The organism is Reichenbachiella sp., from assembly GCF_039944555.1.
Classification (GTDB): Bacteria; Bacteroidota; Bacteroidia; order Cytophagales; family Cyclobacteriaceae; genus Reichenbachiella.
On sequence record NZ_JBDUYN010000006.1, the window covers coordinates 657,466 to 681,490 of the forward strand.

At 41.1% G+C, this 24,025-nt stretch carries 20 protein-coding genes and 1 tRNA gene; 7 read left to right on the top strand and 14 right to left on the bottom strand.

Features of this window, described 5'->3' with window-relative positions:
• The first annotated feature begins 5 nt into the window (after window positions 1-5).
• Complete coding sequence (fdhF, locus tag ABJD64_RS07315) at window positions 6-2,732, top strand: formate dehydrogenase subunit alpha (protein WP_348180044.1); 2,727 nt, start codon at window positions 6-8, stop codon at window positions 2,730-2,732.
• A 36-nt stretch (window positions 2,733-2,768) separates the two neighbouring features.
• Here fdhF and ABJD64_RS07320 read toward each other — a convergent pair whose 3' ends face one another.
• Complete coding sequence (locus tag ABJD64_RS07320; protein WP_348180045.1) at window positions 2,769-3,650, bottom strand: arsenite methyltransferase; 882 nt, start codon at window positions 3,648-3,650, stop codon at window positions 2,769-2,771.
• 185 nt (window positions 3,651-3,835) lie between these two features.
• On the opposite strand from ABJD64_RS07320, the gene ABJD64_RS07325 reads away from it, so the two are divergent.
• Window positions 3,836-6,013 carry a transglycosylase domain-containing protein gene (locus ABJD64_RS07325; RefSeq protein ID WP_348180046.1) on the top strand — a complete coding sequence of 726 codons (2,178 nt, stop codon included), beginning with the start codon at window positions 3,836-3,838 and terminating at the stop codon, window positions 6,011-6,013.
• Between the two features lie 107 nt (window positions 6,014-6,120).
• Window positions 6,121-6,795: an FISUMP domain-containing protein gene (locus ABJD64_RS07330; RefSeq protein WP_348180048.1), complete on the top strand. Its 675-nt coding sequence runs from the start codon at window positions 6,121-6,123 to the stop codon at window positions 6,793-6,795.
• A 53-nt stretch (window positions 6,796-6,848) separates the two neighbouring features.
• On the opposite strand, the gene ABJD64_RS07335 is transcribed toward ABJD64_RS07330, so the two are convergent.
• The 8 genes from ABJD64_RS07335 to ABJD64_RS07370 form a co-directional block, all read right to left on the bottom strand.
• Window positions 6,849-8,678, bottom strand: coding sequence for a tetratricopeptide repeat-containing sensor histidine kinase (locus ABJD64_RS07335; protein ID WP_348194981.1), 1,830 nt, complete (start codon window positions 8,676-8,678; stop codon window positions 6,849-6,851).
• Between the two features lie 456 nt (window positions 8,679-9,134).
• The gene (locus tag ABJD64_RS07340) at window positions 9,135-10,433 is read right to left on the bottom strand and encodes an MFS transporter (RefSeq protein ID WP_348180051.1); all 1,299 of its coding nucleotides are present in this window, start codon (window positions 10,431-10,433) and stop codon (window positions 9,135-9,137) included.
• 111 nt (window positions 10,434-10,544) lie between these two features.
• Complete coding sequence (locus tag ABJD64_RS07345; protein WP_348180053.1) at window positions 10,545-11,042, bottom strand: ClbS/DfsB family four-helix bundle protein; 498 nt, start codon at window positions 11,040-11,042, stop codon at window positions 10,545-10,547.
• Between the two features lie 165 nt (window positions 11,043-11,207).
• Window positions 11,208-11,444 (bottom strand): DUF1059 domain-containing protein, encoded by a 237-nt coding sequence (locus ABJD64_RS07350; protein ID WP_348180054.1) that lies wholly within the window; start codon window positions 11,442-11,444, stop codon window positions 11,208-11,210.
• A gap of 12 nt (window positions 11,445-11,456) precedes the next feature.
• Entirely contained in the window at window positions 11,457-11,924 is a 468-nt protein-coding gene (locus ABJD64_RS07355) for an SRPBCC domain-containing protein (RefSeq protein ID WP_348180056.1), read from the bottom strand.
• Entirely contained in the window at window positions 11,917-12,246 is a 330-nt protein-coding gene (locus tag ABJD64_RS07360) for a metalloregulator ArsR/SmtB family transcription factor (protein ID WP_348180058.1), read from the bottom strand. The genes ABJD64_RS07355 and ABJD64_RS07360 overlap by 8 nt, the downstream gene beginning before the upstream one ends.
• 120 nt (window positions 12,247-12,366) lie before the next feature.
• Entirely contained in the window at window positions 12,367-13,041 is a 675-nt protein-coding gene (locus ABJD64_RS07365) for a DUF4386 domain-containing protein (protein ID WP_348180060.1), read from the bottom strand.
• 109 nt (window positions 13,042-13,150) lie between these two features.
• Window positions 13,151-13,681: a PH domain-containing protein gene (locus ABJD64_RS07370; protein WP_348180061.1), complete on the bottom strand. Its 531-nt coding sequence runs from the start codon at window positions 13,679-13,681 to the stop codon at window positions 13,151-13,153.
• A 128-nt stretch (window positions 13,682-13,809) separates the two neighbouring features.
• On the opposite strand from ABJD64_RS07370, the gene ABJD64_RS07375 reads away from it, so the two are divergent.
• The 4 genes from ABJD64_RS07375 to ABJD64_RS07390 all read left to right on the top strand — a co-directional run bounded on the left by ABJD64_RS07375 (window position 13,810) and on the right by ABJD64_RS07390 (window position 21,098).
• Entirely contained in the window at window positions 13,810-15,531 is a 1,722-nt protein-coding gene (locus ABJD64_RS07375; protein ID WP_348180063.1) for a sensor histidine kinase, read from the top strand.
• The gene (locus ABJD64_RS07380) at window positions 15,528-16,157 is read left to right on the top strand and encodes a response regulator transcription factor (RefSeq protein ID WP_348180064.1); all 630 of its coding nucleotides are present in this window, start codon (window positions 15,528-15,530) and stop codon (window positions 16,155-16,157) included. Before ABJD64_RS07375 ends, ABJD64_RS07380 begins: the two co-directional genes overlap by 4 nt.
• A gap of 124 nt (window positions 16,158-16,281) precedes the next feature.
• Window positions 16,282-17,547, top strand: a complete 1,266-nt coding sequence (locus ABJD64_RS07385) for a sodium:proton antiporter (RefSeq protein ID WP_348180065.1) — start codon at window positions 16,282-16,284, stop codon at window positions 17,545-17,547.
• A gap of 335 nt (window positions 17,548-17,882) precedes the next feature.
• Window positions 17,883-21,098: a M43 family zinc metalloprotease gene (locus ABJD64_RS07390; RefSeq protein ID WP_348180066.1), complete on the top strand. Its 3,216-nt coding sequence runs from the start codon at window positions 17,883-17,885 to the stop codon at window positions 21,096-21,098.
• A 63-nt stretch (window positions 21,099-21,161) separates the two neighbouring features.
• On the opposite strand, the gene manA is transcribed toward ABJD64_RS07390, so the two are convergent.
• The 5 genes from manA to trxA form a co-directional block, all read right to left on the bottom strand.
• On the bottom strand, window positions 21,162-22,367 hold the full coding sequence (gene manA / locus ABJD64_RS07395) for a mannose-6-phosphate isomerase, class I (RefSeq protein ID WP_348180068.1): 1,206 nt from the start codon (window positions 22,365-22,367) through the stop codon (window positions 21,162-21,164).
• A 374-nt stretch (window positions 22,368-22,741) separates the two neighbouring features.
• Window positions 22,742-22,813, bottom strand: a tRNA-Arg gene (locus tag ABJD64_RS07400).
• Window positions 22,814-22,879: 66 nt separating this feature from the next.
• Window positions 22,880-23,179, bottom strand: a complete 300-nt coding sequence (locus ABJD64_RS07405) for an antibiotic biosynthesis monooxygenase (protein ID WP_348180070.1) — start codon at window positions 23,177-23,179, stop codon at window positions 22,880-22,882.
• Window positions 23,179-23,610: a rhodanese-like domain-containing protein gene (locus tag ABJD64_RS07410; RefSeq protein ID WP_348180071.1), complete on the bottom strand. Its 432-nt coding sequence runs from the start codon at window positions 23,608-23,610 to the stop codon at window positions 23,179-23,181. The genes ABJD64_RS07405 and ABJD64_RS07410 overlap by 1 nt, the downstream gene beginning before the upstream one ends.
• Window positions 23,611-23,666: 56 nt before the next feature.
• On the bottom strand, window positions 23,667-23,963 hold the full coding sequence (gene trxA, locus ABJD64_RS07415; RefSeq protein WP_348180072.1) for a thioredoxin: 297 nt from the start codon (window positions 23,961-23,963) through the stop codon (window positions 23,667-23,669).
• Window positions 23,964-24,025: the final 62 nt, after the last annotated feature.

Below are 24,025 nucleotides of genomic sequence, written 5' to 3' on the forward strand. Positions count from 1 at the left end.
AGACTATGAAATACGCATACATTAACAACCAGAAATTTGAGATCAAAGAAGGCGAAACCATGCTTTCCTTTCTTAAAAGACATAAAGGAGAAAATGCCGTACCCACCTTATGCGATGCACCTAACCTTGACCCTTTTGGCTCCTGTAGGGTGTGTAGTGTAGATGTGGCGCTTGAAGAAAACGGCAACTCCAAGACTATGGCTTCCTGCCATACACCCGTAGTCGAAGGTCAGTATATTTATCCCGATACACCTTCCATTAAATCGTTAAGAAAAAACATCCTGGAACTGGTACTTACCGACCATCCGCTGGATTGTCTTACCTGTGAAGTAAATGGCAACTGCGAGCTGCAAACTGTGGCTGCACAGGTGGGTATCAGAGAAGTCCGTTACCCTGCCGGTGACAATCACCTGGATAGGGAAAAGGATTTGAGTCATCCCTATATGACCTCGGACATGTCCAAATGTATTAATTGCTATCGATGCGTTCGAGCGTGTGACGAAGTACAAGGCCAAATGGTACTTAGCATGGCGGGAAGAGGGTTTGATTCTATGATTATCAAAGGACAGGACGAAACCTTTATGGAATCAGACTGCGTAAGTTGTGGTGCCTGCTCTCAGGCCTGCCCTACCTCAGCGATCTCGGACGTCTTTCAATCCAAAGCCATTGAGGCCACTGAAAAAACAAGGACCATTTGCACCTACTGTGGTGTAGGGTGTAATCTGGAAGTCTCCACTTCCAGCGGTGAGATTTTAAGCATTCAAGCCCCATATGATGCAGCAGCTAATGGAGGACATACTTGCCTAAAAGGCCGATATGCATTTAAATTTTACAATCACCCTGATCGATTGACCAGTCCGATGATCAAACGAAATGGTGAATTTGAAAAAGTGACCTGGGATGAGGCTTATGACCATATCGTAAGTGAATTCAATAGAATAAAAGCCAGTAACGGCCCAGATGCGATTGCAGGTATATCCTCCGCACGCACACCCAATGAAGAGAATTATCTCATGCAAAAATTCATCAGAGCGGTCGTGGGCACCAACAATATTGACTGTTGCGCACGTGTATGTCATTCGCCTACTGCCCTTGGAATGCAGCGTTCGTTCGGAACTGGTGCAGCTACCAACTCCATTGAAGATTTAGATTTTGCCGAATTTATCCTTGTGATCGGGGCCAATCCAACAGACGCACATCCTGTAACGGGCGCCAAGATCAAACAAAGGATGATGAAAGGGGTTCCAAGTATTGTGATTGATCCAAGAAAGATCGAATTGGCGAAATATGCTACCTATCACCTACAGTTGAAGCCAGGTACTAATGTCGCTCTTTTGAATATGATGCTGTACTATATCATTTCGGAAAGTGTTGAAGATAAAGCTTTCATAGAAACGCGTACTGAAGGATACGACGAAATGAAAGCCGAAATTCTGAAGCTAGACATGGATGAAATGGCTGAGGAGACTGGAGTAGATAAGGATTTAGTAAAAGAAGCGGCATTGGCGTATGCCAGCTCAAAAGCTGCCATGGAGTTTCATGGTTTGGGCGTAACTGAGCATTTGCAAGGCACGTTTACTGTCCAGTTGATTGCTGATCTGGCAATGATTACCGGAAACATAGGTAAAAAGGGTGCAGGAGTAAATCCCTTGCGCGGACAAAACAATGTACAGGGGGCGGCTGATATGGGTGCGCAACCTCACCAGGGTGCAGGCTACCTGGATGTAACTGACCCTGAGGTCAACAGCAGATACAATGCATTCTACAGGGCTGATGTACCTAGTCACATAGGATTCAAGATACCTGAAATGTTTGATGCGGCCATTGCTGGAGATTTGAAGGCGTTATGGATCATTGGTGAGGATGTCGTGCAGACAGACCCTAACACCAACAAAGTAATCGCCGCGATGGAAAACCTGGAATTGCTAGTCGTACAGGAACTCTTTATGACGGAGACCGCCATGAGAGCGACTGTGATCCTGCCTGGTGCTTCTTTCCTTGAAAAAGAAGGAACGTTCACTAATGGAGAGCGTAGAATTCAGCGCGTAAACAGAGTGGTTGAGCCTCTGGAAGGATGTAAACCAGACGGTCAGATCATCGTGGATGTAATGAACAGAATGGGTTATGAGCAGCCTGACTATACCGCAAAAGGCATGCTCGAAGAAATATCGCAGATCGTACCTTTCTTCAAAGGAGTCAAATGGGATGAGCTGGGCGACAACGGTAAGCAATGGCCTGTACTGGAAGATGGTACTGATACCCAAATGCTTCATATTGAAGAATTTAAAAGAGGAAAAGGTAAATTTCAGTACTACGACTATCAGAAGTCTCGCGAGGTTGAAAGAAACGAAAAGGACTTTCCCTACATTATTACGACAAACAGAGAGTTGGAACACTACAATTGTGGAGCTATGACTCGGAGAACCGGAAATGTAGAGATACTCACAGAAGATCTACTTCTCGTTCATCCGGCTGATGCCAAAAAAGAGGGCATCGCTGATGGCGATTTTGTCTGCGTGGAAAGTGCCAGAGGGAAAGTAGATATTAAGGCTGCTGTAACTGAACAAATGAAACCTGGCATATTGAGTTCAACCTTTCATTTTCCGGAAGTCATGTTAAATATCATCACTTCGGATGAGCATTGCTCAGAAGCGATGTGTCCAGAGTATAAGGTGGTGTCTGTTCGTATCCGAAAAAGCAAAGGGAAACATAAACAATTGGCGGAAGCATAATTGGCCGTTAGTTTTTGGCAACTGGCTAATCGCTAATCAACAACACCCACTGCCTGGAGCACAGCTATCCTGCAATTCTGATAGTTTCATTTTAGGCTTGCTGGTTTTAGATCCTGGCTTTTCAGCATATACGGTGATACTGAAGATACCAGTTGTCCCGGATTTGAACTGTGCAAGTCCTTCGGCATCCAGGTATTTAGATAAAATATCGTAAGGGATATCGATAGTCTTTTCTTTTTGGATGACCATGTTATCAAAACCCAAACCCTTGATATACCCTAGATACTCCTCTTTTTGAATGGCTCCAGACACACATCCAGCGTACATTTCAGCGTCGTTTTGCAGTTCGGCCGGCAAATCTCCAATCAATACAATATCTGAAATACTAAAGTGACCACCGGGTTTCAACACTCGATAAATCTCTGAGATTACACGCTCTTTGTTGGGAACCAGGTTAAGGACACAGTTGCTCACCATCACATCAGCAGTATTATCAGCAACTGGCATGTTTTCTATATCTCCATATCTAAACTCTACATTATTGAACCCTAATTTATCAGCATTGATTCTGGCCTTGTCGATCATAGGCTCCGTGAAATCGATACCGATTACTTTTCCTTCGGCTCCCGTTTCGTGTCTTGCAATGAAACAGTCATTTCCGGCTCCTGAACCTAAATCAATCACTACATCTCCTTTTTGAATATTCGCGAACGCCGTAGGCAATCCACATCCCAAAGCCAGATCAGCGTCAGGGTTATATCCTTCAACCTGACTATAATCATCAGTCATGATATTATATACTTCCCCAGACGAAGGTGTCGCTCCACAACAGGAGGACGCGTTGATAGCTGTTTCTTGCGTAGCAATTTTGGCGTATTTGTCTTTTACGATTTGCTTTAATTCTTCAGAAGTATTCATGATTTTTCTATTTATTGTAAAAATACGATAAAGTATTTGAAATGGTTAAGAAAGTTCTGGAATTCCTACAAAAATGACAATTATCATGGTTTGATGAAGTGCTTTGTAGTATGCATCATAAGATATCAGTGAGAAGCTACTAAATGATAAAATATTTGAAGAATATTGCGTTCCACTAGCAAGTTATGAGTTCCAAAAAGAGAAAGAGTTCCAGCAAAGAAAAAGAAGAAAGCACCAGCCCGGTTATCCACCTGTTTCAATGGTCACTTAGGCTGACCATACTTGGCCTTTTATTCTTTATTGGTTTTTTCGGTGCTGTTTATGTAGGTGTATTTGGCCCGGTGCCTACTAATGAAGATTTGCAAAATTTGATCAATGCTCAAGCTTCAGAAGTTTATAGTAAAGATGGTCAGGTTCTAGGAAGGTACTTTCTGGAAAACAGATCGGAAGTTGCTATCGAAGACATTTCTCCAACTATCATTGATGCGCTCATCGCCACTGAAGATTCCAGATTTTATGAACATCGAGGGGTGGATCATCAGAGTATGATTCGTGTGGTCGTAAAATCAATCATTCTGGGACAAAATGCCGGCGGCGGCAGTACCATAAGCCAACAGTTGGCCAAAAATGTATTCGGAAGGCAAGACCATGGTTGGTTGACCATGCCGGCGGTGAAAGCACGCGAAATCATCATAGCCAACAAACTGAATGAGGTATACACCAAAGATGAGATATTGGAATTGTACCTCAATACGGTATCACTTGGTGAAGACACTTATGGTATCAAAACGGCTTGTGAGCGCTTCTTTTCCACCTCTCCAGCTGATATCAAAACTGAGCAGGCGGCCGTGCTTATAGGCATGCTAAAATCACCCACTTCTTACAATCCCAGACTGAACCCTGAAAAATCCAAAAGGCGAAGAAATGTGGTGCTGTCCCAGATGGAAAAGCAAACTTTTTTGACATCAGAGGAAGCCAGTCAATTAAAGGATCTTCCTTTAGAATTAAAATATAGCAGAAATACAAGCGAAGCTTCGTCTGCCCTGCACCTTACGCAGCACCTGCGGCAACAGGTACAAAAGCTGCTCGAAGATCTTTCTAACGAGGAAGGTGATGCGTACAATTTGGAAACAGATGGCTTGAGAATATATACGACTATTGACTCACGTATGCAACAGTATGCACAAGAGGCCGTGGTGGCTCATCTCAATCAGCTGCAAAAAGCCTTTGATTCGGACTTAAAACAGCAGGGCAAGCTTTCTGAAGAGATTGATGCCACTTTGCAATCCGGATTTCTAGTGACCAATCCTCACAATGGGCAGGTGCTGGCCTGGGTGGGTGGACGTGATTACCAAGCTTCACAATACGACCATATCTTATCAGAAAGACAGGTGGGTTCAGTATTCAAACCAATCGTTTATGCCAAAGCTTTGGATGATGGCTACGCACCTTGTGACTTCATCTCGAACCAACAGGTGCAATACACGCAATATGATGACTGGACACCTCAAAATAGTAGCGGAGAATATGATGGTAGTTCTTCATTGCTCGGTGGTCTAACCCATTCCATCAATACGATTAGTGTAAAGCTATTAATGGAATCTGGCATCGAAGATGTAATTGCCTTTGCAGAGCAACTGGGTGCTAAGGACGATTTACCTGAAGTACCTTCTATTGCGTTAGGCGTAGCCAACATGTCCGTAGAAGAAATCAACCGCATATACACGCCATTCGCGAGTGGGGGCTGGCAACATCAGCAGATGATCATTGCCAAGATTGAAGATGCAAATGGAAACGACATATACAGTCATGCACTTGAACAATCTGAGCGAGTACTTTCCGCCCGAGTGGCCCATCAAATTACCAACATGATGCGATCCGTTGCGGATCGGGGGACAGCCAGAAGAATACGTAACTGGTATAGTATACACGACCCAATTGCTGCCAAAACCGGCACCACGCAGAATCATGCTGATGGTTGGTTCGTAGGCTACACGCCGGAATGGCTCGGTGTTGTCTGGGTCGGTGCTGATGACCCTGGCTTGCACTTTAGTTCAATCAAAGATGGTCAGGGTGCCAACATGGCCTTACCGATTTGGGCCAAGTTTCACCTGAAGGTGAAAAATGATTCCCAACTGTCCGAACGACTTAACTCATACTTCTCATTTCCTAATGATCTGGCGGACTGCGAACTCCATCGTGAGGACAACTTCCTGGTAAAGGCTTTCAAGAAGAAAACCAAAAAGGATAGGGGCAGTGGCTTGGAAAATTCGGAAAGCAAGGAAGAATCTGAAAATCAATCAGACACACCTAAGAAGAAGAAAAAGAAGCGGTTTTGGGATATTTTTAAGAAGAAAAAGTGAGAGATAAAGGTAAACCTAGTACAAATGCGTACTAATAGAAAAATGTAAATTCCATGCTGTTTTTATAAACCTTCTCTGTTAATTTTCAATACTAAAATTGATCGAGTATGAATAAAATCGTTTGGTTCTTTGCTCTTTGCTTGCCGTTGAACACCTTAGCACAATCTGAGGTTTTAGTGGACCAAAGAGATGATCAGTCTTACGGTATCGGAGAGGTAAACGGGCAAATATGGATGCTGGAGAACCTAAATTTGGAGACAGATTTATCCAAAAAATTAAGCACCAAAGAAGAAATTCGATACCCTCAGATAAAGGGACGTTGGTATCATATGAATGAACTGGATTCAATTTGCCCTGTGGATTGGCGGCTTCCAACAGCTGATGACTGGATTGGTTACTTTGATCTTCTATCAAAAATGACAGGAGCTGCACCCAAAATTAACTCAAGAAAAGCTGATATTACAATAACTAAATTTTCTAGGCATTTCGATTTGTTCACGGCAGATAATCCTTTGAATATTGTTCCTGCTGGCATTTTTCAAGGATCAGTCTTTATGTATGCACCAGAAAGTGCTGATTATTGGTTACAGAATTTGACCACAGAGAAAAGGGAGCAAAATAATAAAGGTTACAAGCCTGTGAAAATCAGTTACCCGGGTAAATCTCACATACATTTGTTCAACGAATTCACGGTTATTCATTCTCATGATCATCATTTAGAATTGGACGAGATGGAATTACTTAGAAGGTTCTTGATACGCTGCATTAAGGAAGATCAGTAAAAAGACCGAAGTCATTCCCACACGTTTTTATGTCGAATTAGTAAGAAACTTTTTTACTCTTCTCTAGGCAAAGTAAAAACAAATTTGCTTCCCTTATCTACTTCACTTTCCACCCAGATCTTGCCATTGTGCTTCGTTACAAACTCATGGCTCAATTTTAATCCCAAACCCGAACCTCTTTCAGAATTTGTTCCCAAGGTGGTTTCATAGACTTCAGGATCAAATATAGATTTGACTTTCTTCGGATCAATGCCTACTCCACTGTCGGTTATTGACACCTGAACATATTGTTCTACTTCTTCTGCGTTGATGATGATTTCTCCGTTTTCATGCGTGAATTTAACAGCATTGGCCAGCAAATTTCTAACTACAGTAGAAATAAGCATCAGATCATAGAAGGCAGCTAATTCAGAATTAACCTTATTGGTAATGCTAATATTTTTTGCCTTTGCGCTGTCCTTTAACAGATTAATGTTGCTTTCAATCGCGTGATTCAAAGGTTGACTGGAGGCATTTAGAACGATGTTCTGTCGCTGACTATTCGCCCAGGCGAAAAGGTTTTCCAATATATTAAATACGGAGGCACTTTGTGTTCCTAACCGAGCCATGATGGTCATGGTTTCCTGATGGTCATAATTCTTCTGATTTGAAAGAATAAGTTCAATGAATGCCTTGATGTTGCCTACCGGTGCTCTTAAGTCATGCGCCACAATGGAAAAGATATCGTCTTTAGATTTGTTCAAAGCCGTCAGCTTCTTATTCGCCTTTTGTTTTTGAATTAAATTGTACATGATGGCCAGGACCAATAGCAGCACTAATACAAAGCCATAGATAAAGGCATTTCTAACTAATTTTTGTCTTCTAAATGCTTCGGCCTGCAGGACATCTTTCTTTTGCTGCTCGAGTAGTATGGCTTGTTTCTCCTGATCAAATTCGTATTGATACTCCAAGCCAGCAAGTTTTTTGATATTTTCCTCATTAAAGAGACTATCACTGAGTATTTTGAATTGTTTATGAAAAGTATATGCCTTTTTATAGTCCTTTTTTACCTCATATATTTTTGATAAAACAGCGTGGATTTGTTTTTGTCGTTCGAGAATGCTCATTTCATCAGCTAGAGCCAAACCTCGTATACCATATTCTTCTGCTTTGTTAAAGTTTTTCAGTGCATAGTGCACCTCGGCCAAACCTATAAGATTGTCGCATGCTGTACCCTTCAATCCCAAACTTTCGCTCTGGTTTAGCGAGCGGTTATAGTATGTAAGAGCCTCTGTATAGTCTTTTTGTAGTTTTTTGATGTTCCCCAGGTTGTTGAGTCCACTGGGTATCATGGTTTTCAAATTGAGTTCTTCCAGAATGACCATAGACTTTTCAAGGTTATCGAGGGCATCTGAGTAACTGCCAATTCTGATATGCATGTCGGAGATATTGTATAGGCAGACGGCTCGTTTAAACTTAATTCCCAGTTCTTCGAAAATATTCAGTGCCTTTGTGTAATAATCCAGCGCTTCCTTGGGGTTGTACTGTATGGAGTGAAGAGACCCTATATTGGTCAGTATGTTAGCTATTTCCTCTTTGAGTCCAAGTTCTTCCAGTATGCTCAATGATTTGTGTGAGTATTCAAGAGATTTATAAAAGTTATTGAGAAAGAAATAGCAAGTACCCAGACTTCTATAGGTCTGCCCTATGCCTCGTCTATTATTCAGCTCTTCAAATAAGTGCAAAGCTTGCTCGAGATTTAATAATGCAGAATCTCTATCAGGCTCAGATTTTCGCATATAATACTCACCGACCAGTCTAAGGCCTTCAGCTTGTCCTTTCTTGAAGCCAATGGATTCTCCAATTTGCCCAGCCTTTTGCCCGTAAGAGAATGTTTTGTTCAAGTCATATCGATTAGACTTTAAGCCAATTTTATTTAACAAATTAACTTTGAACGTATCTTCGGCAGCATAATCTTTTAAAATTGCCTCCAAACTGTCAAGTTCCGGAGTTTGTGCATTTAAATTATGTAAGGTTGACAGTATAAGTAATATGACAAATATTGATCTAATCATTTCCATAGCTTCAGATTGACAATTACGCTTCAACCTTTTCTAAACCGCTCAAAAGGCATTGCGTTCTAGGTATTAATTGGTGCCAAGGTTAAGATTGGGGTCTTCAAGTCAGGTCAATAGTCCGATCGAATAATTTAAGTATTTATTCTTGAAATATCATAAATCTCTATATATCCGCTGATACAAAGAATAATTGGCACTATTAAACAAATACCCTCTCAAGGAAAAATTACCCCTTAAGTTCATAGAAAAGATTCGAAAAAAAAGTAAGAATACGGATTACAGTCAGCCGTCTTGGCTATCTATACTAAAGCAGAAAGCAGCAATTATCAAAAACAAACCAGCTGCCATTAGAAAAACCCAGGTCCCTAAACTTTGTACAAGTAACCCTCCCATCACCAGACCAAGTATGCTTGCTATACTTCCCATAGAACTACCATATCCTTGAATACTGCCTTGGGAATCGGATGTACCAGCCTTGGACAAGACTGCCATAAAGCTAGGCCACATGACACCGTTGCCGACGGCCATCACCGTAGCTGCGACAAACAATATCATCTCATTTCCTGTCGTCAATATCGCGAAACCAGCACTGAGCACTAAAGATCCATACAGGATCAGACGTTTACTACTTAATCGCTTGGATAGAATTTTCAATCCCGGGCCCTGAACAAAAACCATAACCAAACTAAAATAGGCCAGAAAGATGCCCAACTGGATAGATGACCAACCCAACTGGCTACTTACATACACAGGCCATCCAGCATAGAACAGGCTAAATGCCAAAAAGGTGATGAAATAAATAACATACAGAGACGGGACACCTTCCACTTTGATAATTGATCGCCAACCATCATTAGACTCTTTCTCCATTTCCACCTGCCCTTCAGTATAACATGGTTTATGGGACACTTGAAAGAATTGCCTAAACCCTTTAAAGGAAATACTATTGGTATCCACCACACAGGGATTACTCTCTTTCAGTCTGAAAATGATAATGAAAATGGCCGCCAGAGATATCGCTGAAGCAATAATGATCGGCAGTATCTCTCCCATAATGGTGCTTGCAAGTAATCCAGCTAGGGCCGGACCAACAACAAAGCCCATACTTGATGAAGCACCCATTTTTCCGAAGTTTTCGCTTCTGTCTTCGTCGGTCGAAATATCCGACATATACGCATTGGCCACAGAAATATTGCCACCGGTAAAACCATCCAGCATTCTTGCAACAAAAATGATCAGTAATGGAAGCGTCATTAGATAGCTTCCAGTCCAAGAAGTGGTTTGCTTCCATACTTCTATCGTTGGTAGAAAAAATGCAAGAAGAAATAATGACCATGAAAAAAATGTACCTGCTTGGGAGATAACAAGTACTTTTTTACGTCCTACCCTATCGGAAAGCTTGCCGAGAATGGGTGCTCCGATGAATTGAAAAAATGGATAGGTAGCGCCGAGAAGGCCATAAACAAAACCATTTCCACCAAAATCTGTCACAATAAAGATCAAGATGGGTATGACCACGCTGATTCCCAAAATTCCGATGAAATTGACCAACAGGATGGGAAATATATTTGACTTAAGCATAGGTGTTTTTCACCTAAGATAAATATTCTAATTTAGGCCGCACAATATGGTTGTACGAAATCTATCCTTGTGCTCATTTACAGAAGATTGAGAAAGGGGATCAGGAGCTTGTTATTTCATTGCTTTCTTAATCAGCTTGAGCGCCCAGTCGTAGTGGCTCGAAGTAGCAGAAATCAGATAAGCACCCAATGAAGTACTCCCCGTCCATTTGTATTTCTTTTTCTCAAAGAGTTCTTCATTGGAGTGATTGTTAATAATTTTTTGAATTTCTGCAAAAGAGCCATTTATCATCTTTTTGGCCTCGCTGAGTTCAACCTTTTGATAGTCTTTCCAAATTTTCTTATTCAATTCAGGGGTAGTTTTCCAGGTATACCCTTTGGCTGGCATTTCTGGTATTTTGCCTGAAGAACCCACTTTGTACCAGTTGAGTAGCATGGAATGCCAATGGTGGAGATGAGTCAGTACATCACGAATATTCCTATTAAGTGTCCCTTTTGGAAATTCGGCATCTTGCTCCTCAACAGACATCTGATCTATGAAGCCTATCAACTTGTCAAAGTTCTTATTACTAAGACTGATTAACTCACCTTTTGTTTTTGGTCTTGCCATTTCCTTTTTGTCATTCGGGGTTTCCATAAAAATACAAAACCCAAGCCAGGATTGACTTGGGTTTTATGATGATCTACATCAGTTTTATAAACAACTGATTCATCCAATGATTGTCTTGGAAGACCTGTGGCTTAAAACGGACAAGGCTATCATCTTTTTCACGTACTAATCGTCAGGAAGAGCTTCAAATTCCTTTCTTTTACTTTCAATCCACTGCTGCATAGCATCCGGTTTTTGCATCATTTTTTGTATTTCGTTCATGGCCTCAAGATGTACTTCATCACCTTTCTGAAACATTTCAGTTCCATGTTCTTTGCTTAGTTTAGCCATCTCTTCAAAAGTATTTGCATGAAATTCTTTTTCACAGGCCCCTCCAAGTTGCTTACAAGTCATTGTCTTCATGATTTTATCAATTTATTTGTTGACTATTAGTCCTAAAAATTCTTCCAGGTTATTAAATACTGAAACCCATCCGTTGTAGAAGCCCATTTCCTCCTGTTGCTTACAGTATTCTTCGGTTTCATGTACCACGCTAAAGGTAAAATTGGTTTTATCTCCATTTTCTTTAAAATAGGCTTGAATCTCCACTCCTTCTGTCATGGGCTTGAAATCAGCTGATGAGATGATTTTTTCAAATTCTACAATTACAGCGTACACTCCTTCTGTAATGAACTCCTTACCGTCAGGCATGGTCATTGAAAATTTCCAAACGCCGCCTTCCTTGAAGTTGTGTTCAATTACCTTGGTTTCCATTCCCTTAGGTCCCCACCATTTAGCAATATGCTCAGGTTGCGTCCAGGCCTCCCATACCAATCTGATAGGTGCATTAAAAGTTCTCTCCAGGGTCAGAGTCCTTTTACTTAAATCATTCTTGTCACTCATCTTTTTTATCTTTTGATTGTAATTTGATTAAATAATCTTCGAAAGAATCCAGTCTGTCTTCCCAAAGCTTACGGTACTGCTCTATCCACATAAAAGCGGGAATAAGGTTCGCAGGCTTTATTTGGCAAAGCCGTTCTCTTCCTTGCTTGTCGATAGTTATTATGCCGCATTCTTTCAATATTTTCAAGTGTTTTGAAATGGCGGGTCGACTGACATCAAACTTTTCGGCTACCGTATTTACTGTAAGTGCCTCCTCTGCCAGCATTTCTATAATATCTCTTCTTACGGGGTCGGCAATGGCCTGAAAAACATCTCGTCTCATTATTTTAAGTAACCGTTCAGTTACAAGTATAAACGTAACTAATCGGTTACGCAAATTTTAATGAGAAATTTTTTCACCTATCTACTCGCACTCTAGTTGGTGTAGTATGCAGTAATGAGTCTATGCGTCTAACCTTTGCTCATCAAATCCTTTAAAGATGAGCCAGAATCCAAGGAAAATCTCGTTCAAACCCAAAGGCATCATAATCATCATACCTCCCGCTGACGTCTTGAAAATGTTGGCTGTTATTTCCACGAAGAGCAGAACAACGCCAATGAGACCCCAGACAGAAATGAATCTGGGAATCAATTTGGTTTGAAACAATAAGTAATAAAACATCGAGGTCCCAAAACAGTAGATAAAAAGACTGATATCCTGAGTATTTCCTCTTGCTCTCAACAGTGACTTGGCCAATATGGCCATACTGTCAAGACTGGATGAGTCAGCTTCCTGATAAGTTTTACTCAAGGATAGCAGTGTCAAGAGCATTACACCACCAATTACAAACGTTACCAATTCATTTAACCTTAGACCGACATACCAGAGTGCAATCCGTTCGTTGTACTTTTTTAGTATAGGAAAAAGCAAAACTGCGATTCCAAATACAGATAATCCGCATATTAAGTCCAAAATCATAGCAACAGTAACTGTGACTTCATTGGCTGCCAGTAGCTGGATGAAATTCAGATCATACAAAATGGGGTCTAACATCACGCTATAGCTCACGATGGCCGTGGTGATTTGCAATAGGAATAATACTCCTATGATTCTTACTTTTTTGTTCGTGCTGGTCATTTTATTTGGTTTTTTGAGTTGATATGATGATGCCATTATTTCAGCTAAGGTTGCATCATTAGAAAAGGTCTATTCATCAGCAGCCAAGCTCCAAGTATTGATAATCGGTTTATTTATTTTTCAATTCGATCAAAAGCTCCTTTATATCTCTCAATATCTCCACAACTTCGTTCTGGCCATTCGAGTCAGATAAATTTCCATCCTTTCGATTGGACAACAGTTCGCGTTGAGCAAGAACAGCCTCTTTAAATTCATTGGGGTCTACGATCCCCACCAGTTGCATATCACTTCTCATCGGATGACTTTGGCTCGCTGTCTCGATTTTAAGAATTCTCAAATTGAGCCATTTGAGCAGCGGATTCTCAATAAAGGTCAGGTCCTGAATGTTCTCCAATGGAATAGTCTTCTCCACCTTAAACATCACTCCCTTTTTGAACTGAAGATGATGAGCAGTCAATTGGCAGGATAAACTTTCATAATATCGTCTACTGATGTACTGACCCAAACCAAAAAACCAAATGGGCAGTATGGCAATTCCTATAAAAGAAATGGTTATAAAAAAAGAAACGTACAATAAGGTATATAACTTGATATTGGGGCTGAATTCGGCTTCTCTAATGGTAGCAGATGATTTTGTCATAGTAAGTCTTTTGTCGATTACATCATCTGAAAGATATAAAACATTGTAATGCTATACTACCCCGTGCTCTTTCATATATTTGAATAGTTAATATTACTTGAGTTCCTAGAAAGTCTATTTTTGTATCGATGCTATTTAATCGACTAAATATTGGCAATAAGTTGGCTCTAATTATGATTGGGCTTTCGCTGGTAGTATCAGCATTTTTATCTTATTTGTTTTATGTCCAGTTTGATGCCGCACTTAAAGAAAGAGTCCTGTTACAACTCTCCTCGGTGAAGCAGCTAAAAATTGTGAAAATAAGAAAAGAGCTTAATGAGAGGTATGAGGCTTTCAGCTTAAGATCTAAAAAACCTGATTTGACCCCTCCGTCCGGTTTATTTTTTCATGAAGGAGTGTATGCCACTCAACCTGATTCGCTTCTCGGCTACCCAATTGCCTCCGAGGTAGAAGTCCATGCTGGTCAAATAAGCCTTTTTGATCTGACTCCGCACAACCCTTCTCACGAAATCACTGTAGGCTTCATTTCAATCATCAATGGCGGGTTTTTAATTGCATTGGCTGAAGAGCCTGAGATTCAGGGTATCCTTCTTGAAAGAACTGGTCTTGGCCAAACCGGGGAGTCCTATATTGTGGGCAGTGACTTCAAGCTTAGAACTAAATCCCGATTTTTACGTGACAGCCCCAAAAATGTCAGTGTGAAGTCCGAAGGTGTTACAAGAGCATTTGCAAATCAGCCTGGGGAAGATCTAATTACCGACTACAGAGGCACGCAAGTATTTAGCAGTTATGAAAAAATAGAACTTAATGGTTTGAAATGGGTCATCTTAACGGAAATCAATCATCAGGAAGCTCTTTTCCCATTAGAGGAATTGAAAAACAACCTCATGATCATGTTGCTGATAATCATCATCGCGGTACTTGTAGGGTCCTACTACCTTTCAAAAAAAGTGGTAAGTCCGGTTGTAGAAATGGAACAAAAGCTTATTGACATGTCAAAGGGAATTTTGAATCCTATCTACTCAACCCAGACCCGTCACGATGAAATTGGACACATGTTTGAAGCTTTAAACAAATTGGTAAATGCCTTGAATGAAACTATTGTATTTGCTGGAAAAATCGGTGCGGGAAATTTCAATGCCACTTATCAGCTGCTAAGTGAAAAGGATAAACTAGGTCAGGCGCTGAAGCAAATGAAGGAGAAGCTTCAAGAGTACCACAAGAATGAAGAGCGCCTACTACTCGAAAATCAACGTTCCATGCTGAATGGGGAAGAAATTGAGCGTTCCAGATTATCCAAAGAAATGCACGACGGACTGGGGCCTATGCTTACCACATTGCGAATGAATATTCAAACAGCAGGGCTCCAAAACACAACAAAAAAGAGCTTACTCAATCATATTGATGAAACTATTAGCGAAGTCAGACGAATGTCGAATAATCTGATGCCAAGTGTACTTGCAGACTTTGGTGCAGGAGAAGCGATTGGCAACCTGGTAGATCAAATTAATGAAAGTTCTGCAATCCAAATTCGCTACAAAAATGATATGCCGAGTGAGGCCAATATTGATGACTCCATACAAATCACACTATATCGGATTGCACAGGAATCTCTCAATAATGCTGTCAAACATTCAAAGGCCAATGAAATTAAGCTGTCAGTTACTGCCTTCGAAAGGCACGTAAGTTTCTTTGTGTCTGACAACGGTATCGGATTTGACCCTGATCAAAGCACGAAGGGAAATGGTCTCCGCAATATGCGTGAACGAGTAAAATTAGCCAACGGTACACTTGACATTGAGAGTCAGCCTACCGGAACTACCTTAGAAATTGAAATTCCAACCGCATGAGTAAAATCAAAATTATTGTAGCTGATGATCATCAATTGTTTCGTGAGGGCATCATAGCACTATTATCCAAAAATAAATCTCTGGATATCATTGGAGAAGCGGCTTCTGTCAGTGAGCTATTCGATCTTATGGACAGGTTTTCACCTCATGTGGTTTTGATCGACATCACGATGCCAGAAACAAATGGCTTGGATGCCATAAAAGTGGCCAGAGACAAATATCCGAATTGTCGATTTGTAGTTCTAACCATGCACGCCGAAGGACAATATGTAGTGAAAGCGGTTCGAAATGGAGCATATGGTTATTTGATCAAAAATGCAGATGAGATTGAGTTAATGGCAGCCATAGATGCAGTAGCCCTTGGCAAAAAGTATTTCAACAATGAAATATCGGAGCTGATGATTGGCAACATGGCCTTAGAAGGAGAGTCCCATAAAAAGTTATCCGATCGAGAGATGGAAGTTCTGGAGTTGGTTTCTGAAGGGCGCACGACTAAAGAAATCGCAGATCAACTATTCGTAAGTGCACGTACTGTAGATACTCATCGAGTAAATATGATGAAAAAACTCAGCGTACAGAATACAGCTGAATTGATAAAAAAAGCCGCACATTTAAAGCTCATTTAGACCTCAGTATTTTTACTGATTTTAGTATACCAGATTATGCAGAGACAGACCTTCGGTGTAAAAAATTAACTTAGTAGCTTGAAATCAGTCATTATATGGCTAATTTGAAGCAAAGTTTTGAAGCATGCATATATTTGACATCATTGCAGTATTAATCTTTTTCTCAGGATTATTTATATTTCTGAACACCTTTTATCTTAAGCTTCCCTCCTCAATTGGGTTGAGCATTTTAGCGCTTATTCTATCGCTATTGGTTTTGGTGTTTGGACGCATGTTTCCGGAATTCCACCTGGCCGAACAGGTAAAGGCCTATGACATGGAAGAGGTACTAGTCAGATTTGTATTGAGTGTCATGTTGTTCGCCGGAGCTCTCAACATCGATTTTGGTAAGTTGGGTGATCAATTAGTACCTGTACTAGTACTAGCCTTTTTCGGCGTACTCATCTCTACCTCTGTTATTGGTACGCTAATCTATTACCTGCTCGATTTTATGAACATTGAGTTGCATTATATCGGCTGTTTGGTTTTCGGGGCCCTGATTTCTTCAACAGACCCCGTTGCCATTACCAAAATGATACAAAGACATAAACTCTCAAGTGAGTTGGAAAACAAGATATCAGGCGAGGCTCTTTTGAACGGCGGTATTGCTATCATTTTGGCTCTTGTACTCGTGAGTCTATATAAAGAAGAAGTCGTTTCCGGTTCGTTGAGCCTTGGTGGCTCAATCTGGGTATTTATCAGAGATTTAGGAGGCGGGCTAATTGCCGGACTCTTTTTTGGCTGGTTAGGCTATAAAGCTTTGAAATACATAGACAATGATGAGGCCCAGGTGGAGGTACTAGTCACCATGGCATTGGTTATGGTTGGATCTTTTGTAGCCCATTACCTCTCTATTTCGTCCATGATGGTTGCCGTAATATCAGGACTGGTAATAAGGAATTCAGAAACTTCGACGGATGGTGAAAGTGCCGTTGGGTACTATGTATTCAAGTTTTGGCAACTAATGGAAGAGTCATTAGCTGCTATGCTGTTCGTATTGATCGGTTTTGAGATGCTTGTGATTCCACTGCGACTCGATTATTTCGCTGCCGGATTTTTTGCCCTCAACATTGTGTTATTTGGCCGATGGCTCAGTGTTTTTCTTCCTATTAAGTTGATGTCTCGTAGTCATGCCTTTGACAATGGCACAATTTCCGTACTCTCCTGGGGTGCATTGCGCGGTGGATTACCTGTAGCAGTTTCTTTATCCCTTTCCGGATTTCATGGCCAGGAGATTATTGTCACGATGACATATGTCGTAGTAGTTTGCTCGGTACTTTACCAAGGCCTTACCCTAGGTAGATTGATGAGATCATATCAAGCCAAACAAGTGCAAAATCAATCGAGTTAAAGATAGAATTGGAAATAGCCCCCTGTTTCTAATTGCCTGCAATCATTTCACATCCAACTGATACTATATAGTCTGCCTTTGGCTAAATCGACAATACCTTAAGTGACAACAGAAATGTTCATTTTAAGTTATTTCACAACAAGTCAATTTATCGAAATATTCAACCGTTTTTATATCTAAAATCAAAATTTTAGTAAACAAAACACGCGCCGTAACAGAACATTCCATCATCTGGATAAGATCATATCATCAGTCGCCAATTTATTACTTGGTAGTCCCTTCAATTGCTTAGAATTTACAATTTGTAAATCATTTATTCACTAACCTATAAATCTATGAGAGGTACTTTATGTATTATGATGGCCATTTTGTTGTCATCAATTATCAACCAGCCAACTTTAATGGCGCAGTCCGAGGGTATCGGCTGCGGGACATCAAAAGCTATGGAAGAGCTCTATCGAACCAGACCAGGTTCAAGAGAAAAAGCTCAAGAATTTAACCGATTCACAGAGGTATTTAATACTTCGCAAGCTGCTCAAAAAACGGCAGCATCCAGCTACACCATTCCTGTGGTATTCCACGTATTTGGTACAGACTTTTTAGGAGATGTAGTTACTCAATCCATCATAGAAGATGCTCTGCAAAAAACCAACGAAGATTTTAATGGCTTGAACAACGACTGGGGTGATGTATCAGCGTTGTTTAGCGGCATAAAGTCTACGCTTGATATTGAATTTAAACTTGCAAAGATTGACCCCAATGGCAATGCAACTACGGGAATTACATTCAACCCTGTACTGTCGGGTTTTGGTAACGGTAGCGGCTATGATGCTCAAATTCAACAATACGCCTGGGATAACTACAAGTACATGAACATTTACATTATGCTCGACTTGTACAACGATGGCACGACCAATAGATCTGGTGTTGCCTGGTATCCGGATGACTGGATGTCTAACAACAATCTGGCACGCGTGGTGTACAATGGGAGATACATTGGCTCGAACACTGATGAGAATTTCAGAAGGGTATTAACCCACGAGTTCGGTCACTATCTAAACCTAGCGCATACTTTTGACAATGATTGTGCAGCTCCAGGTGATAACGTGAGTGACACACCGGCTACCACTTCTAACTCAGGTACTTGCAACTATACGATAGAAAAGTGTACTGGCGCCGGCCCTGCCAACGGAGAAAACTTCATGGATTATTCTGAATGTTATCGGATGTTTACCGCAGGCCAGGTAAGTCGTATGGAAGCAGCACTGAACCATTCGACAAGACAGCCACTCTGGCAAGCTTCCAATTTGGATGCCACAGGCGTGAATGGCATAGGTGCACATCTTCTTTTGTCCACTTCTTCCTATCGAGAAGACCAATCCAACAATGGTCTCGTCAGTGGAAATGCAAGTATAACAACAGCAAATGGAGCATCGTTTGCTACTACGGGAACTTTGACAGAAGGGATCCACTATACTACATCAAACATTCCAAACGGACTAAATGTAAGTATTAATGTAAGCAACAATTCGACAGCCAGTTTTACAATTTCCGGTTCCGCTAGCAACCATGCAGCTTCTAATAGTGCAAACAACTTATCCATAACCTTCCTTAACCCGGCTATTTCGGGAGGCGTAGGTAGTTTGTTTAGCGCCAGCATGACATTTTCTATCGACTTTATAGACCCATACCAAATTGTGTATGAAAACATGGCTGATCAGACTGTAAATGCCACCGACACATGGAAACCTTTTACGATCAGCTTAAACGGAAATAAATACGGGGCCTGGTACGACAATGGAGATCTGAGATTTGAGACCTACCTAAAATCAATGATTTGCGAAGGCACTTCACGTAATTTGACAAGATTGTCAAGTGGTACGCCAATCAGTGCCGCATCCAACTGGGTGGCAGGCGGTGCTTATCCTGACGAACACAATCTCAGAACGAGCAGTTATTCTGTTTGGGATGGTCAAACCGGTTATATCGGATTTCAAGCACCTAATTCCCTGGGATGGAACGTACACGGTTGGTTTAGAGTCTCGGTTTCTGCCAGTGGTAATGAGTATACCGTTTTGGACTATGCTTACAATGAAGATCCCAACGGAACAATCACTGCCGGACAAACAACAGGTAACGCTGGAAACCCACCGGTAGCTGCATTTAGTGCTTCAGCGACTACCATAGACGCGGGACAATCTGTAACATTTTCTGACGAATCCACAAACTCTCCCACTTCATGGAATTGGACATTTACCGGTGGCACACCTTCCACAAGCACGGATCAAAATCCACAAGTCACGTATAACACAGCAGGTACTTATGCTGTAACCTTGGAAGCGACTAATGCGGATGGAAATAACAGCTTGACAAAGTCGAATCACATCACTGTCAACCCAGTCACAGGTCCAAATTATTGTGAGTCATCCGGTAGCAGGGTCCAATATGAATGGATTGCCGGTGTTCAGGTTGGAAGCCTTAATCATACATCAGGTGCACAATTGTATTCTGACTTTACTGCCCAAACGGTTGATTTAGCCAGAGGACAAGGTCATTCAATCACTTTGACTCCGGGCTTTTCGGGCTCTGCTTACAATGAGTACTTCAAAGTATGGATCGACTACAACCAAGATGGGGATTTCGATGACGCTGGTGAATCAGTGTTTGATGCGGGCTCTGCTTCAAATTCTGCAGTCAACGGTACAATTACGCCAGATGCGTCCGTAGCTCTAGGCTCTACACGAATGAGAGTTTCTATGAAATACAACTCTGCACCTAGCCCTTGTGGCAGCATTGGTGATGGAGAAGTGGAAGACTACACAGTCAATATCACAGGAACAACCAACCCACCCGCTGACTATTGCGATGTAACTAACGGTGCACCTAGCGGCCAGTATATTAAGCAAGTGGAAATCGGTCAAATTGATAATTCCACAACTTATGACGCAAGTGGCTACTCTGACTTTACCTCACAAAGCACAACCATATCTAATGGAACTTCGATTACTGTAACTCCTCACAACACCTGGAGTGGTACAAATGCAAAAGCATGGATCGATTGGAATCAGGATGGTGATTTTGATGATGCTAACGAAGAAGTACTGTCAGGTTCCGGTTCGGGCGGCAGCTATTCAGCCAATATTACAGTACCTGGCTCTGCATCCAACGGAACTACCAGATTACGTGTAAGAACTCTTTATGGAGGAACACCAAATCCGTGTGGTACCGAGTATTTCAGCGAAGTAGAAGATTACTCAGTCTCTGTAAATTCCGGATCTGCTGGCCCTGAGCCTGATCAAGTTGTGTCCGGAACGGTCAAAATGTACCCTAATCCTTTCAATGACCATATTAATATTGATTTAAGTTCCTTTACTGAAGATCATATTCAGGTCTCTCTATTCGACCTGACAGGTGCAATAAGGTATCAGGAAATTATAACAAGATCTGACAATCGCTTGCAAATCGGAGCGAGCTTAGAAGGAGGCTTCTACGTTCTACAGATTAAAACTGAGCGATTGCGCGAAGTACATCATATTGTAAAAGTAGATTAATTAGTAATAAACAATAAAGCCGGCAATACCGGCTTTATTGTTTTATCTTATGCGCAGTGCCTTTTAAGGCGCAGTAGCCTTATACATAGTAGTCGTCGGTGCAGGGCTTATCACCTCATAATCACAATTGGAAGTTATAAACGCAGATTCACCCTTCTTCAAAACTACCTTTTTTTGCCCCTCGGTCACCTCTGCCTCACCTTCCAGAACTATTAGAATTTGAGCTGTACTGGCTCTTGACAAGTATCGGTCCGAGGATTTCAAATCAATCTTACTTAGTTCAAAATCGGGCGCGGGACTCTTATATATTCTTTCCAGGCCATCGGGTTGTAGTTCACCATGCATAATGTTTGGATGAGTCTCCTCGAAAATCACATGTTTTAGTAGTTCAGCTACATCAACATGTTTTGGAGTCAGTCCTCCACGAAGCACATTATCCGAATTGGCCATCAGTTCCATATTCTGTCCTTCCAAATAGGCGTGAGGAATCCCAGCATCTTGAAACACAGCCTGTCCGGGCTCAGCGCGGACAATGTTAAAAAAGTATATAGAATAAATTCCTCTATCCAACACCGATCGATCTTCCGCTGAATCGACTGCTTTGGCCGCCCAATAATCGGGGTTGGCCTTATCCAATTGCCCGGCTTTATACAAGGGCAAAATTCGATCAATTAACGGTCGTAATACTTGATTTCGTTCTTCGTCTGACTGCTCCATCACCTTTTTGTAGAGTTCAAAATACCCTCCATTTTCAAAATTTTTAAGCAAATAGCTCAATTCAGGGACTTGGTTCAAAACAGCTTTTAGGTCAACTTCTGGCAAAAAACCATGAAGCAACCAGAATTCACTAAGGGCAACCATAATTTCCGGCTTATGGTTATCATCCTTATAATTTCTATTGGGCGCGTTGAGTGGAATACCCATTTCATTTTCTCTGGCAAAGCCTTTTTCCGCCTCCACTTTTGTGGGATGTACCTGGATGGATAGCATGTCTTTTACATCCAAAACTTTGAAAAGAAATGGTAATCTGCCAAATCTCGCCGCGATAGACTGTCCGAGTGTGCTGTCTATGTTTGTTTCTATGAAATTATCCAGGTTTTGTTCTCCATTTTCTGACTTCAAAACTGAAGGTGCGTTGACATGAGCACCCAGCCAATATTCAGCGTATGGAGGGTTTTCAGCCCTGATGTTCAATAGATTGGGAATGTATGCTTCGCCTCCCCAGGCATAATGCTGCACTTTCCCTTTAAGTGGATATAACTTCGACATTGATTCTTTAAAAAAATTGTGTTGTAAACAATTGAATAATCAACTGAGTCGGATGTTGTTTGGTCTTGCAAGTTAATATGGATCGGGGAAGAATTGACAAAATTAGCGTCATGTTACTCCATCACATCCATTCTTGAGTGTCTCTATTTCTAAAACTAATGCTCTCCGGTTAAGTTTTTATACTTTTTTTTAAATCGTTGACTATTACTTTTATATCAATGGGAGAAAGTAGCCCATCCAGAGATCGATCTCACGGCTCACCGCTTGCATCTAAAGTTTAGGAAGACGGGATAACTGATCGAGTAGCCCCTCCAGGGATCGATCGCACGGCGCACCGTCTGGATCTATCGTTTTAGGAAACTTCATGTTAAAAGTAGCCTCGGCAAGAATCGAACTTGCATCTAAAGTTTAGGAAACTTCTATTCTATCCATTGAACTACGAGGCCATTAGAGTTGATGGCTCAAAACTATTAATTTTATTGCTATCACTCAAGTTTGGATGGAAACTCTACTCATTTGGTGATAAACTCGCCAAGCCGCTCTTCAAAAATGGTTAGTCCTTCACCCATAGCATCAATCTGACCTACTTCTTTCTTGTTCGCCTTGTAAAACTCCTTATAGGCCTTCTTGGACTTCCAATAATCTATGGTGAGAAAATATTGAATCGCATTGGTTTCGTAGAATAATTCGGTCTTAATAAAATCCGGAGACCTAGAAAAGAGTTGTACCCATTCTCCACTGGAGTCATAGATTTTCAGAAACTCTTTGACACCTTCGGGTTTAACTTGATATCGCCAAATGACCTTATACATCAATATACGGTCTCTGCATCATTCAACCATACGCCCCAGGTTCGTCCAAAACCATGTACTTTATTTGTCTGATTTCCTAGACTGTCTACTACATGTTTTCCAGAGTTGTGCCAGTCAAAAATACCGCCATAAAGATTCTTGACATTGGTAAATCCTGCCTGAACCAACTTTTCAGCCACTTTTTCACTCCTATATCCAATAGAGCAATAGACGATGATTTCAGCATTTTTATCAATCTCACTTACCGATTCAATGTCAAAATTGTCATACCCTACAAATTGAGCATTTTCGATCCGACTGACATCAAATTCAGCCTTTGCTCTGGCATCTAACCAAACCCTGTTTTCCTGAGTAATTTGATCAGCTTTTACCTCATCTACAGAATGGCTGATCAACGCATTGATCATCGTATAAAAAGCCTTTTTTTTCATATCCTCTTGTGGGTTTTGAATAGGTAACGAACAAAGTAATACAAAGGCTAAGGCTTTCATATATGAGATTCGATCACAGACTTGAGCTGTTGCTTGGTAGAAGTACCTGAATGTCTCCAGAGAATTTGTCCTTTTTTAAAAAGAATCATCGTAGGAATCGTTCGAATCTGATAAATTTGAGAAGCTTTTTGATTCTTATCAACATCTACTTTAATTACCTGGGCTTTACCATCGAGCTCCCCTTTTAACTCAGACAGTACTGGGGCCATTTGCTGACAAGGACCACACCAGTCAGCATAAAAATCGACCAGCACCGGCTGGTTCGCATTGATCATATCAGAAAATGTTGCCATATGCTTATTAACATGGAAGCAAGTAAAGGAGTTTCATTGTAACTATTAATATTTCTCTAGAT